The organism is Blautia sp. HA9023, assembly GCF_056504095.1.
Window position 1 is genome coordinate 315,001 of the sequence record NZ_JBWLUR010000008.1, and the last position, 13,024, is coordinate 328,024.

Annotated in this window: 9 protein-coding genes, 7 tRNA genes and 1 rRNA gene (1 of these 17 cut by a window edge); 15 read left to right on the plus strand and 2 right to left on the minus strand. The window is 45.8% G+C overall.

Annotation, left to right across the window (positions count from 1 at the left end):
* Window positions 1-2,081: ribosomal RNA gene (locus tag AC04Q6_RS11475) — 23S ribosomal RNA — on the plus strand (it extends 807 nt beyond the left edge of the window).
* An 89-nt stretch (window positions 2,082-2,170) separates the two neighbouring features.
* Window positions 2,171-2,243 (plus strand) — tRNA-Asn (locus AC04Q6_RS11480).
* A gap of 230 nt (window positions 2,244-2,473) precedes the next feature.
* On the opposite strand, the gene AC04Q6_RS11485 is transcribed toward AC04Q6_RS11480, so the two are convergent.
* On the minus strand, window positions 2,474-3,040 hold the full coding sequence (locus AC04Q6_RS11485; protein WP_021976337.1) for a flavodoxin family protein: 567 nt from the start codon (window positions 3,038-3,040) through the stop codon (window positions 2,474-2,476).
* Between the two features lie 409 nt (window positions 3,041-3,449).
* On the opposite strand from AC04Q6_RS11485, the gene AC04Q6_RS11490 reads away from it, so the two are divergent.
* The 11 genes from AC04Q6_RS11490 (at window position 3,450) to AC04Q6_RS11540 (ending at window position 8,364) form a co-directional block, all read left to right on the plus strand.
* Window positions 3,450-3,521 (plus strand) — tRNA-Glu (locus tag AC04Q6_RS11490).
* A gap of 55 nt (window positions 3,522-3,576) precedes the next feature.
* A tRNA-Thr gene (locus tag AC04Q6_RS11495) sits at window positions 3,577-3,649 on the plus strand.
* Between the two features lie 4 nt (window positions 3,650-3,653).
* Window positions 3,654-3,727, plus strand: a tRNA-Ile gene (locus tag AC04Q6_RS11500).
* A 24-nt stretch (window positions 3,728-3,751) separates the two neighbouring features.
* Window positions 3,752-3,825: transfer RNA gene (locus AC04Q6_RS11505), tRNA-Asp, on the plus strand.
* Between the two features lie 9 nt (window positions 3,826-3,834).
* Window positions 3,835-3,907: transfer RNA gene (locus AC04Q6_RS11510), tRNA-Val, on the plus strand.
* Window positions 3,908-3,931: 24 nt separating this feature from the next.
* Window positions 3,932-4,015, plus strand: a tRNA-Leu gene (locus tag AC04Q6_RS11515).
* Between the two features lie 269 nt (window positions 4,016-4,284).
* On the plus strand, window positions 4,285-5,037 hold the full coding sequence (locus AC04Q6_RS11520; protein WP_118169487.1) for a tRNA threonylcarbamoyladenosine dehydratase: 753 nt from the start codon (window positions 4,285-4,287) through the stop codon (window positions 5,035-5,037).
* 184 nt (window positions 5,038-5,221) lie between these two features.
* The gene (gene hydE / locus AC04Q6_RS11525) at window positions 5,222-6,268 is read left to right on the plus strand and encodes a [FeFe] hydrogenase H-cluster radical SAM maturase HydE (protein ID WP_118169485.1); all 1,047 of its coding nucleotides are present in this window, start codon (window positions 5,222-5,224) and stop codon (window positions 6,266-6,268) included.
* 159 nt (window positions 6,269-6,427) lie between these two features.
* Window positions 6,428-7,012 (plus strand): TetR family transcriptional regulator, encoded by a 585-nt coding sequence (locus tag AC04Q6_RS11530; protein ID WP_476389686.1) that lies wholly within the window; start codon window positions 6,428-6,430, stop codon window positions 7,010-7,012.
* Between the two features lie 117 nt (window positions 7,013-7,129).
* Window positions 7,130-7,540 carry a metal-dependent transcriptional regulator gene (locus AC04Q6_RS11535; RefSeq protein WP_119248197.1) on the plus strand — a complete coding sequence of 137 codons (411 nt, stop codon included), beginning with the start codon at window positions 7,130-7,132 and terminating at the stop codon, window positions 7,538-7,540.
* Between the two features lie 92 nt (window positions 7,541-7,632).
* The gene (locus tag AC04Q6_RS11540) at window positions 7,633-8,364 is read left to right on the plus strand and encodes a histidine phosphatase family protein (protein ID WP_021976790.1); all 732 of its coding nucleotides are present in this window, start codon (window positions 7,633-7,635) and stop codon (window positions 8,362-8,364) included.
* Between the two features lie 386 nt (window positions 8,365-8,750).
* Here AC04Q6_RS11540 and AC04Q6_RS11545 read toward each other — a convergent pair whose 3' ends face one another.
* The gene (locus AC04Q6_RS11545) at window positions 8,751-10,463 is read right to left on the minus strand and encodes a P-loop domain-containing protein (RefSeq protein ID WP_476389687.1); all 1,713 of its coding nucleotides are present in this window, start codon (window positions 10,461-10,463) and stop codon (window positions 8,751-8,753) included.
* Between the two features lie 199 nt (window positions 10,464-10,662).
* Here AC04Q6_RS11545 and AC04Q6_RS11550 point away from each other — a divergent pair, with 199 nt between their 5' ends.
* Window positions 10,663-12,057, plus strand: a complete 1,395-nt coding sequence (locus AC04Q6_RS11550) for an aminopeptidase (RefSeq protein WP_118169442.1) — start codon at window positions 10,663-10,665, stop codon at window positions 12,055-12,057.
* Window positions 12,058-12,316: 259 nt separating this feature from the next.
* Window positions 12,317-13,024, plus strand: coding sequence for an ABC transporter ATP-binding protein (locus AC04Q6_RS11555; RefSeq protein ID WP_021976787.1), 708 nt, complete (start codon window positions 12,317-12,319; stop codon window positions 13,022-13,024).

Below are 13,024 nucleotides of genomic sequence, written 5' to 3' on the forward strand. Positions count from 1 at the left end.
AGGGGAGAAATTCCAATCGAACCCGGAGATAGCTGGTTCTCCTCGAAATAGCTTTAGGGCTAGCCTCGGTGTGAGTCTTGCGGAGGTAGAGCACTGAATTTCCTAGGGGGCGTCAAAGCCTACCGAAGAATATCAAACTCCGAATGCCGTGTAGATATCACCGGGAGTCAGACTGCACGAGATAAGTTGGGCGGTCAAAAGGGAAAGAGCCCAGACCTACAGTTAAGGTCCCAAAGTGCGCGTTAAGTGGAAAAGGATGTGGGATTTCGAAGACAACCAGGATGTTGGCTCAGAAGCAGCCATACATTCAAAGAGTGCGTAATAGCTCACTGGTCGAGAGGTCCTGCGCCGAAAATGTCCGGGGCTGAAACGCGCCACCGAAACTAAGGAATCCGTAAGGATTGGTAGAGGAGCATTGCATATGGGAAGAAGCAGTACCGTAAGGAGCTGTGGACTATATGGAAGAGAGAATGCCGGAATGAGTAGCGAGATAGAGGTGGGAATCCTCTAGGCCGAATATCCAAGGTTTCCAGGGTAAAGCTGATCTGCCCTGGGTGAGTCGGGACCTAAGGTGAGGGCGAGAGCCGTAGCCGATGGACAACAGGTTGATATTCCTGTACTGCAGTATGACAGAACTGTGGGGACACGTAAGGAGAGCGGGAGCCGGGAATGGAAAGCCCGGTACAAGCGAGGTACCAGTATGGTAGGAAAAACCGCCATGCAATGGGAAGACGTGATGTGGAGTGAAATATAGTAACGAAGCCCGTGAGCCATGCGTCAAGAAAAGCCGCTATTGTTTATATTGTACCCGTACCGTAAACCGACACAGGTGGATGAGGAGAGAATCCTAAGGCCGGCGGAAGAAGTATTGCCAAGGAACTCGGCAAAATGGCCCCGTAACTTAGGGAGAAGGGGTGCCTGCGAGAGCAGGCCGCAGAGAATAGGCTCAAGCAACTGTTTAGCAAAAACACAGGTCTATGCGAAACCGAAAGGTGAGGTATATGGGCTGACGCCTGCCCGGTGCTGGAAGGTTAAGAGGAGAGGTTAGACGCAAGTCGAAGCTTTGAATTTAAGCCCCAGTAAACGGCGGCCGTAACTATAACGGTCCTAAGGTAGCGAAATTCCTTGTCGGGTAAGTTCCGACCCGCACGAAAGGCGTAATGATTTGAGCGCTGTCTCGGCAATACATCCGGTGAAATTGAAGTGCCAGTGAAGATGCTGGCTACCCGCGCCAGGACGGAAAGACCCCATGGAGCTTTACTCCAGTTTGGCACTGGGGTCCGGTGTTGCATGTACAGGATAGGTGGGAGGCTGAGAGATAGTGACGTCAGTTGCTATGGAGCCGCTGTTGGGATACCACCCTTGTGATATTGGGCTTCTAACCAGCCGCCGTGAACCGGCGGTGGGACAATGCCAGGCGGGGAGTTTGACTGGGGCGGTCGCCTCCGAAAGGGTATCGGAGGCGCCCAAAGGTTCCCTCAGAATGGACGGAAACCATTCGAAGAGTGCAAAGGCAGAAGGGAGCTTGACTGCGACACCGACGGGTGGAGCAGGTACGAAAGTAGGGCTTAGTGATCCGGTGGTATTAAGTGGGAATGCCATCGCTCAACGGATAAAAGCTACCCTGGGGATAACAGGCTTATCACTCCCAAGAGTTCACATCGACGGAGTGGTTTGGCACCTCGATGTCGGCTCATCGCATCCTGGGGCTGTAGTAGGTCCCAAGGGTTGGGCTGTTCGCCCATTAAAGCGGTACGCGAGCTGGGTTCAGAACGTCGTGAGACAGTTCGGTCCCTATCCGGCGTGGGCGTAGGATATCTGAGAGGAGCTGTCCTTAGTACGAGAGGACCGGGATGGACGGACCGCTGGTGGACCGGTTGGCTTGCCAAAGCCATGGCCGGGTAGCCAAGTCCGGAAGGGATAAACGCTGAAGGCATCTAAGCGTGAAGCCCCCCTCAAGATGAGATATCCCATTCTTTAAGAAGTAAACCCCCTTGAAGACGACGAGGTAGATAGGGCAGAGGTGGAAGTGTGGTAACACATGGAGCTGACTGTTACTAATCGGGTGAGGGCTTGACCAAGAAACGCAGGTTAAGAATTGATTCAAGAAGTTTGATTAACCATCAATAAGCATGTATGTAGTTTTTAAGGTACAAACCTTAATAAATATTCCTCCTTAGCTCAGTCGGTAGAGCATGCGGCTGTTAACCGCAGTGTCGTTGGTTCGAGTCCAACAGGGGGAGCTTTTTTATTTCCTGTAAACGTGAAGTTTACAGGTTTTTTATATATATCATATCTAAAAAATAGAGACAAGTTTTCTGATAAAAATTCAGGACAAGATAACAATTATAAAAAACGTGTAGATATAAATAACAAACATTTATACCTACACGTTTTTTAGTATAACTTATAACTGGCAAGTCTCCATTCGCTGCTTATTGCTTTTCACAACCCTGCCGGGGAAAATCCCGCTTTATCGAATGAAATTTGTCATAATCTTCGGCTCTGTCTCAGGCGCCTCAATACCTGCCTTTTTACCGGCTTCAATGCATTTTAAGAGCCATGCCATATTATTGCCTACTGTACGCATGATCTGAAGGCCCTCAGCGTCTTTTTTGACGTCATCCGGGGTGTTACCGTGAACCATTGGCCAGTAGTTTCCGGATACAACCGGCATCTGATGGTAGGTGAAATATTTGATCAGTACATCCAGAGTTGCAGTAGTACCGGCACGTCTTGCGGAAGCGACTGCTGCGGCTGGTTTGTGGATCATATCTTTTCCGGCCTTGGAAGCGAATTTATCCATGAATTCAATGATCTGACCGGAAGGAGAAGCCCAGTAAACCGGAGAGCCGACAACAAGGGCATCAGCCTCTTTCATAATGGCTGCTGCGGCAGCAACGTTCTCCGGGGAAGGATCGCCAGCCTGGAAAATTTCTGCCTCCACTCCATTTTTCTTTAAGGTTTCTGCGATTTCTGTAAGTGCTGTATAGGTGCAGCCTTCTTTTCGCGGACTGCCGTTCAGTAATAAAACTTTCATTATTAATATCATCCTTTCATATGAATTTTCAGCGGCTGACTATAGTTGTTCAGGAAAAAACTGCATCAAATCCGGCTCATCGGAGTAAATTGTCCGACGTACATTGGTTTGATGTTTATTTCCTCCGGATTACAATAGTCTCTGGGGCCGCTACACTTTCAATTATATACAGCGGAAAAATAATGTCAATGTTGGAAAAAAACAGAAAAGAATTTTCAGGACAATGCTTCAGAGCGAGAATGAGAACCCTCGGAAAGCCTTATTTTACAAGGGTTTTCGTCCTGTTTTACGGCTTTGTAAAAAAAATTGAAATTTTTCAAAAAAAAGCTTGCAATTATGAAAAAGGTATGGTATTATTTAACTCGTCGCTGAGGGAAATACGAAACAGCGAAAAATAAATAAGAAATATGGCTCCATGGTCAAGCGGTTAAGACACCGCCCTTTCACGGCGGTAACAGGGGTTCAAATCCCCTTGGAGTCACTTAAAACTAAATTGGATATTCATTTGACTCGATTCAACATTTGGTGTTTAATACGCCGATGTGGCTCAATTGGCAGAGCAGCTGATTTGTAATCAGCAGGTTATCGGTTCGAGTCCGATCATCGGCTTTTTGGACCTTTAGCTCAGTTGGTTAGAGCAACCGGCTCATAACCGGTCGGTCCTGGGTTCGAGTCCCCGAAGGTCCATTTTATAAGTTTTATATTTTGCATGGCCCAGTGGCTCAGTTGGTTAGAGCGCCGCCCTGTCACGGCGGAGGTCGAGAGTTCGAGTCTCTTCTGGGTCGTTCATATTTGGGGTCTTAGCTCAGCTGGGAGAGCATCTGCCTTACAAGCAGAGGGTCATAGGTTCGAGCCCTATAGGCCCCATTTTTGAACAATTTAATTGAATATGCGGGTATGGTGGAATAGGCAGACACAAGAGACTTAAAATCTCTCGGGGGCAACTCCGTGCCGGTTCAAGTCCGGCTACCCGCAGTATCAGTAAGATTCCTATTTTCGGGAATCTTTTTTTGTGCCATAAGATTTATTGACAGAAATGGGAAAATATTCCTAGTGTGTTGGTAGGGATATTGACAAGGTTATTTTCCCATGATAGAATCCTGACAGTTATAAAACGAATTATTTTGTCCGATTAACTGAATCAAGTAAGTCCCCTGCTTCTATTGTGGAAAGCAATAAGCTGTGGAGGGGGACTTTGTTGTCGGTACAATATACATGGAAAGAATATAAGGAGAAATCAGAAAATGCTGAATCAGTTTTCAAGAACAGAATTATTAATTGGAAAAGAAGGAATGGAAAAGCTGAAAAATTCCAGAGTTGCAGTATTTGGAATTGGCGGTGTAGGCGGATATACGGTAGAAGCCCTGGTAAGAAGCGGTGTTGGAACACTGGATCTGATCGATGATGACAAAGTATGCCTTACCAATATCAATCGCCAGATTTATGCGACAAGAAAGACTGTAGGAAAATATAAAGTTGATGTGGCCAGAGACCGTATCCTTGAAATCAATCCGGATGCAGTTGTAAATATCCACAAGACGTTCTATGTGCCGGAGACAGCAGATTCCTTTGATTTTTCCCAGTATGATTATGTGGTCGATGCGATTGATACTGTAACTGGAAAACTGATGCTTGTAGAGCAGGCAAAGGCTTCAGGAACACCGATCATCAGCTCTATGGGCGCCGGAAATAAGATGGATCCTACCGGTTTTATGGTGACAGATATTTATAAGACATCTGTCTGCCCGCTGGCAAAGGTTATGCGTCGCGAATTGAAAAAACGTGGAATTAAAAGGCTGAAAGTTGTTTATTCACAGGAAAAACCAATGACTCCTATTGATGACATGGCGATCAGTTGTAAATCTCACTGCATCTGTCCTCCTGGAACGAAAAGAAAATGTACCCAGCGTCGTCAGGTACCGGGAAGCAACGCTTTCGTGCCATCCGTAGTAGGACTGATCATTGCCGGTGAGGTTGTAAAAGATCTGATCAAATAAAATCCGAATATCCCGTAAAAACAGATATTGCAAGTATACCCGTACTGTGCAGTATCTGTTTTTTTATTCCTGACACTTTGATTGTTTTTGCAAAAGCTGTTCTTTTTATAGAATGTTCAGATTTTTTATGATAAAATATTTTCTATAGATAATTCTGTAAATAAAAGAGAAGGGCAGATAAAGTATGGGGATCGTTGAAAAATTTATAAAAGAGGGACAGCTGACAAGGGAAGAATATCCGGAACTTCTGCACTTATATCAGGATCCGGATTCGGTTCGTCTGCTTCGGGAAGAAGCTGTCCGTATCCAGAAGAAATATTTTGGAAATAAAATATATACACGAGGTCTGATCGAATTTACCAATTACTGCAGGAATGACTGCTATTACTGCGGAATCCGCCGTTCAAACAAGAATGTCAGCCGTTACCGCCTTACAAAAGAAGAAATCCTTATGTGCTGTGAAAACGGGCATGAGCTGGGCTTTCGGACATTTGTGCTGCAGGGAGGAGAAGATCCATGGTTTAATGATGATCGAATGGTGGACATCATCCAGTCCATCAGACAGGGATATCCGGACTGTGCCATTACACTGTCTATTGGGGAGAAATCAAAAGAAAGTTATCAGAAGTTTAAAGAAGCCGGGGCAGACCGTTATTTACTCCGTCATGAGACAGCCAATGAAGAACATTACCGTTACCTCCATCCGGAAAATTTAAGTTCTGCAAACCGGAAACAATGTCTTTATGATCTGAAGGAGCTTGGATATCAGATCGGAGCAGGTTTTATGGTAGGGGCTCCGGGGCAGACGATGGAATATCTGGCGGATGATCTTGTTTTTCTGAAAGAGCTGAACCCTCATATGGTGGGAATCGGACCGTTTATTCCCCACCATGATACGAAATTTGCAGAGGAACCTGCGGGAAGTGTGGATCTGACACTGTTTCTTTTGTCTGTCATCCGGATCATGCTGCCACAGGTACTTCTTCCGGCAACCACAGCTCTGGGAACTCTGGACCCGAGAGGCAGGGAAAAAGGTTTTCAGGCAGGTGCCAATGTAGTAATGCCAAATCTTTCCCCGGTGAAGAACCGTAAGCAGTATGAACTTTACGATAACAAGATCTGCACAGGAGAGGAAGCTGCGGAATGCAGGGGATGCCTTTCCAGACGTGTGGAGTCGGTTGGTTATGAGATCGTCACAGATCGTGGGGATTCTCCGATGATGCTTCACTGATTTGAGTCAAATATTTTATGTATCAGTACTTTCTTTTTTGAGTAATTTACGGTAAAATACCAGTGAGATCAGATTGCTAAAAAATTAACAGCTGGTCAGAAACAAGCGGAGTTTTCCTGTATGCGGATAAAACAGGAAAAATTATGGAGTGCGTACAATATGGAAAAAACAGAAAATGCTGTGCGGAGCAGACTTCTGGAAGCGGGAAAGGAAGAATTCAGAGACAGGGGATTTCTGAAGGCTTCTCTTCGTGCGATCTGCAAAAAGGCAGATGTGACTACGGGAGCACTATATTTCTTTTTTGAAAGCAAAGCAGCTCTTTTTGAGGAGATTGTGAAAGAAACGGTGGAAAAGCTCAAAGAGCTTACCGGAGATTTTTCCAATCGGGAAAAACAGCTGCAGCCAGAAGAATATGACAGAATTCTTATGGAATTTATCTGGGAAAACCGGGATATCGCAAGAATCCTTATGGATGGAGCGGAAGGAACTCGATATGACAATTTCCGGGAAGATACCTGTATAAGAATGGAACAGTTCCTCCGGGAAAATCTTAAGAAAAAATGTGGAAAAGAAGTGGATAGTGATCTGGTACATATTCTGGCAGAGACGAAATTACAGGGATACAGTGAACTGCTCAGAGGAGATTATTCAAAAGAAAAGTTTATGGAAATTTTCAGGATGCTGAAGATCTGTTCCTGTCAGAGTTTCCTGGCAGTTGCAGAAGAAATAAGCAGAAAGCAGTAAAGACCTGGCAGCTTTGAGCTGTCAGGCTTTTTTTCTGTGAAAACCATTGCTCATTTGCTCAAAGTATGCTATGATTAACTTGGTTAGTTTTAACAAACCGAGGGAGGTGTAAACAGAATGAGATCAAATGAATCATCGGAAGATTATCTGGAGACGATCCTGATTCTTGGAAATAGGAGTTCGCTTGTAAGAGCTGTGGATATTGCGGCAGAAATGGGCTTTAAGAAACCAAGTGTCAGCGTTGCCATGAAGAATCTCCGCCAGAAAAATCTCATCACAGTAGCAGATAACGGAGATATCCGCCTGACAGAAGAAGGACATAAGATCGCAGACAAAGTATACGAACGCCACCAGCTGATTTCATCCTGGCTGATGATGCTGGGAGTGCACGAAAAAACAGCACTTCATGATGCCTGCAGGATTGAGCATATTATCAGTGAAGAGAGCTTTCAGGCACTGAAGAGAGCAGTTCATGAGCTGAGAGAACAGCAGGAATCTGTAAAAGAAAATGCTGCAGATCAGGCTTAAAAAGATCTGCCACAGAGGACATCAGGAATTGACAACTGAAAAAATAAGAATATAATGGAAATCCAGGTTATAAAATGGAGGATATCAGAAAGATGAAATTACTTTTTATACGACATGGCGACCCGGATTACACAATAGATTCCCTGACCGAAAAGGGCTGGAAAGAGGCGGAATTCCTTTCCGAGAAGATCGCTGCTCTTGATGTCAGGGATTTTTATGTCTCGCCACTTGGAAGAGCAAAGGATACCGCATCCTGCACACTTAAGAAAAACGGAAGAACAGCCACAGAATGCAAGTGGCTCAGAGAATTTGATGTGAAGATCAGAAGACCGGATGTGCACGGAGAAAAGATCATTCCCTGGGACTGGCTTCCTGAGGACTGGACAAAGATCGAGAATTTCTACAGCTTTGACCGCTGGTGGGATAATGATATCCTGCGAGAAGGAAAAATGAAAGAAGAGTATGACTGGGTCACACAGAATTTTGATAAAGTTCTGGCAGAACATGGTTATGTGCGTGAGGGCCATTACTACAGAGCGGAAAAAGCCAACGAGGATACCCTTGTATTTTTCTGTCATTTCGGAGTAAGCTGTGTGCTGATCAGTTATCTTCTCAGCATTTCTCCACTGGTAATGCTGCAGAATTTCTGTGCGGCGCCATCATCGGTGAGCACTATTGTGACGGAAGAGCGAAGAAAAGGAATCGCATCCTTCCGTATGAGTTCTTTTGGTGATATTTCACATCTGTATGCTCATCAGGAGCCGCCGTCTTTTGCTGCCAGATTCTGTGAGACCTATGATAACAAAGAGCAGAGACATGATTAAGGATGAAAAAAGACGGCTGTAATATTTCGGGAATTTTCCGGAATACGACAGAAAATAACGGCCGACAGGATTATTTTGGGAAATGATTAGACTTCGTTAATAAAATTTATAAATTTATTAGAAATTGTACAAATTTCTCTCACATTTATCCTGTATGATATAAACATCTTAAGAGAACAGAAGCTCTTAAGAAAAACTCTTTCCTTTCCCTAAAATATGTATGAAGATAAACCACCGTTCCGTTGGCAAGACAGAGCCGACAGGACGGTGGTTTTGATTTACAGAAAAATGTTGCCGGATGACAGAGGAGATAAAAGTTTCCAATGTTAACCGGCAACGTTTTTTTGTTTTGTTAAGATTACTGGTCGTGTGGATGCAGAGGGCAGTTACGGTCTTCTGTAACGGTTGAAACAGGAATAGATCTCCTGGATCCGGGGCATGGCATAACCACATGAAATATAACTTCCTTCCGAGAAGAATGATAATCCCTGTTTTTTCAGCTGGGAATCCAGATAAGTGACGATCTCCGGCAGAGTACGTTTTCCGTCGATGAGATGTTCACAGGCATACTTCAGAAGCAATGCCAGAGATGCTGTCTGCTCGGAGTCGATCAGCTGCTCCACATAGCGGAGGTCTACTTCGGTTTTTCCAAGAGAGAAGCCGTCTTTGCCATGAACTTTGGTTTTCAGTCTTTCCGGCTGTCCGGGACGGCTGTGGCGGGATGGAGCCGCTTTGGACCTGGTCATGATGCGATGGCTTTCCGGCAGACGGAACGCAGGTGTTTCAACGTCTGAGAGAGGATATTCCTGACAGAGCTTTCCGGTAATTTCTGTGATATCCACGGGATGATAATTATCCATCTGGATCACAGTATCCGCAATGTGGAAAAATGCTCCGGAACTTCCGGCAACCAGAATGGTGGAGATCCCTGCCTTTTCATAGAGATCCCGGGCACGTTCCAGAAATGGAGTGATGGGCTCTTTTTCCCGGCAGATTACGCGCTGCATGAAGGAATCCCGCACCATAAAGTTGGTGGCAGAAGTATCCTCGTCAAGAAGAAAAACTTTACTTCCGGCTTCCATACTTTCCACGATCCCGGCAGCCTGGGAAGTGCTGCCACTGGCATCCTCTGTAGAAAAGCAGAGGGTGTCTTTTTTATTTGGAAGATCGTTGATAAAAAGAGAAATATCCACGTCTTTGATAAAGCGGCCGTCCTCAGAGCGGAGTTTCTGGGCGGAGGAATCGGTAATGACGTATTCTCGGCCGTCACCGGAAATATGGTTGTAAATGCCAAGTTCCAGTGCGTTGAGCAAGGTGGATTTGCCATGGTAGCCGCCGCCTACGATCAATGTGATGCCGCAGGGAATGCCCATGCCTGTGATGGTTCCTCTGTGGGGCAGATCCATGGAAATCCGCAGGTTTTCCGGAGAAACAAAAGGAACGGAATTTTTCATCGGGCGGGAAGAGATGCCGCTTTCCCTGGGAAGGATGGCTCCATCGTTTACAAAAGCAGCCAGGGAACGCTTCGCAAGTTCCTGGCGGATATATTCCTGGTCTTCGGCGAGCTCGATGGCTTCTTTCAGACGGCTGGCGTCAAGGTTCCGGTAAAAGAACGCTTTATGCACGCAGACCGGGAGAAAATCGAAGAGGATTTTTTCCAGTTCGGGGGAGTTGATGGTTCTGCCATTGGCCGGGAAACCAATGAAAAAACGGGCAGTGATGCCTTTTTCCGTAATCTCGCAGGCGGTACGTGCAAGAACCTCCTGACCACAGTGACTGACTGAGATCAGGCCGCTTTTTCCGGATCCTTTTGCACGGAAGGTATAATGATTTACCTGCTGTTCAAACTGGCGGTTCAGAAAATCCCCCAGCGTGATGCGGGTCAGGGAATCCTTATAATATTCTCCCGGAAATCCGGTGTCACGGTGGGAAAGTTTCACGCTGATGTGAGACGGAGAGGCAAAAGGATCTCCCTGTACGTGGTCAATGGATAAAATATAACGGTCAAACTGGTATGCCCCCCGCAGAGACTTGTATGCGGGATAGCTTTTGCGGTTGATACTGTGAAGAAGCTCTTTTAACTGAGCAGATGATTGCATGTTGATTCCTCCTTTGCCCTGGCCAGGTCAGACAGGACCAATTCTTAAGAACTACTATAACGAATCATAAAGATTTTGTAAAGAATATCAATTGCGGTGGAAATTCATAAGTGTTTGACCTATAATAGTAGACAGATTGCAGATAATATGATGAGAAACGGTATCTGTCAGAAATTATAAAGAAAGGTGGAACATGAAGATGGAAAGAAGAAATGCGTGGCTCTCCTATAAGGAAGCAGAAGAGGCAGAAATGGAGAAGCTTGCGAAAGCCTACAGAGAATTTCTGGATAAAGGAAAAACAGAGCGTGAATGTGTCGCAGAGATCGTGAAGGAAGCAGAAGCTGCCGGATACGAATCCCTTGAGTCCAAGATCAAAAAAGGCGAGAAGATCAAAGCCGGTGATAAGGTTTATGCGGTAGGAATGAAGAAGATTATTGCTCTGTTTCATGTAGGATATGAAGAACTTTCCGGAGGCATGAGCATTCTCTGTGCACATATTGACTCACCGAGGCTGGATGTGAAGCAGAATCCGCTGTATGAGGATACAGACCTTGCTTATCTGGATACTCATTATTATGGCGGTGTGAAGAAATATCAGTGGGTGACACTTCCACTTGCCATGCATGGTGTTGTTGCAAAGAAGGACGGCAGTGTTGTGGAGGTCAGCATTGGTGAGGATGAGGAAGATCCGGTACTTTACATCACTGATCTTCTGATCCACCTTTCCGGAAAACAGCTCCAGAAGAAGGCTGCTGAGGTTATTGAGGGCGAGAAACTGGATATCCTGATCGGCAGCAGACCTCTCGCGGACCTTCCGGATGATAAGAAAAAAGATGCTGTGAAACAGAACGTACTGAATATCCTGAATGAAAAATATGGTATTGAAGAGGAAGATTTTCTTTCTGCAGAGCTGGAGATCGTTCCGGCAGGAAAAGCCAGAGACTGTGGACTTGACCGCAGCATGATCGCGGCATATGGACAGGATGATCGTGTATGCGCCTATACTTCCCTTGCGGCAATGCTGGAGATGAAAGAGACACCGAAGCGTACCGGATGCTGTCTCCTTGTAGATAAGGAAGAGATCGGAAGCGTTGGTGCTACAGGTATGCAGTCCAGATTTTTTGAGAACAGTGTGGCAGAGCTTCTGGATGGAATGGGATGCTATTCCGAGCTTGCCCTGAGACGCGCACTTCGTAATTCCAGCATGCTTTCTTCTGACGTGAGCGCAGGTTATGATCCGGCCTATGCAGAGGCTTTTGAGAAAAAGAACGCAGCATATCTGGGACGCGGTATTGTTCTCAACAAGTTCACCGGAGCAAGAGGAAAATCCGGTTCCAACGATGCCAATGCAGAGTATGTGGCGAGAGTACGCAGGATCTTTGATGATCATGATGTCGCTTTTCAGACAGCAGAGCTTGGAAAAGTCGATTTTGGCGGCGGCGGAACCATCGCTTATATTGCGGCGCTTTACGGAATGGAAGTCATTGACAGTGGCGTGGCTGTGCTGAGTATGCATGCTCCGTGGGAAGTTACCAGCAAGGCGGACGTGTATGAGGCATATAAAGCGTATAAGGCATTTTTACTTGATGCATAAAAATGCGTCAGTTCTGAAGACATTCCGGTGATCTTTTCGTTACAGATCAATGAGCGGGGTTTTCCCGGAAAGGACAGAGCAGTCTGCCTGCTGCTGTTTGGGTGCGGATCATTCCGCCGATAAACAGCAGTATCCCCTGCAGACTTCGCTCTGTATTTTTTAACCAAATCAAGTAAGTCCCCTGCGGGGTTGCGAAAAGCAATAAGCAGTGGATAGAGCTTGCCTGAGACTGGTTTACTTTAGAAGGAGTAGTTTAATTATGGAAGAAGCATTGGTACGGGTAGTGGATCTGTGCAAAGTTTACAATCCCGGAGAAAATGAAGTGCGGGCGCTGGATCATGTGAATCTGGAAATACATAAAGGTGAATTTGTGGCAATTATCGGACAGTCCGGTTCCGGAAAATCTACATTTATGAACATGCTGGGCTGTCTGGATGTTCCCACCTCCGGGAAATATTATCTGAATGGAACAGACGTATCCACAATGAAAGATAATGATCTCTCGGTGGTTCGAAATAAAGAGATCGGATTTATCTTTCAGGGTTTTAACCTGATTGCGAATCTTACCGCAATAGAAAATGTGGAGCTTCCTCTTATCTATCGTGGGATCGACCGGAAAACAAGAAGAAAGCTTGCTGTGGAATCCCTCAAAAAAGTCGGACTTGAGAAGCGTATGGATCATAAGCCAAACGAAATGTCGGGCGGACAGCAGCAGCGTGTGGCCATTGCAAGAGCGATTGCGGCCAAGCCCCCTGTAATTCTGGCGGATGAACCTACCGGAAATCTGGATTCTGCATCCAGCAGGGAAATTATGGAGATTCTGAAGGGAATGCACAGATCCGGAGAAACGTTGATCCTGATCACCCATGATAATGGAATCGCGGCTCAGGCCAAACGGGTGGTTCGTATCATGGATGGAAAAATTGAATCAGATATGATTAATGAGGAATTCGTCGAGGAGGCTTAA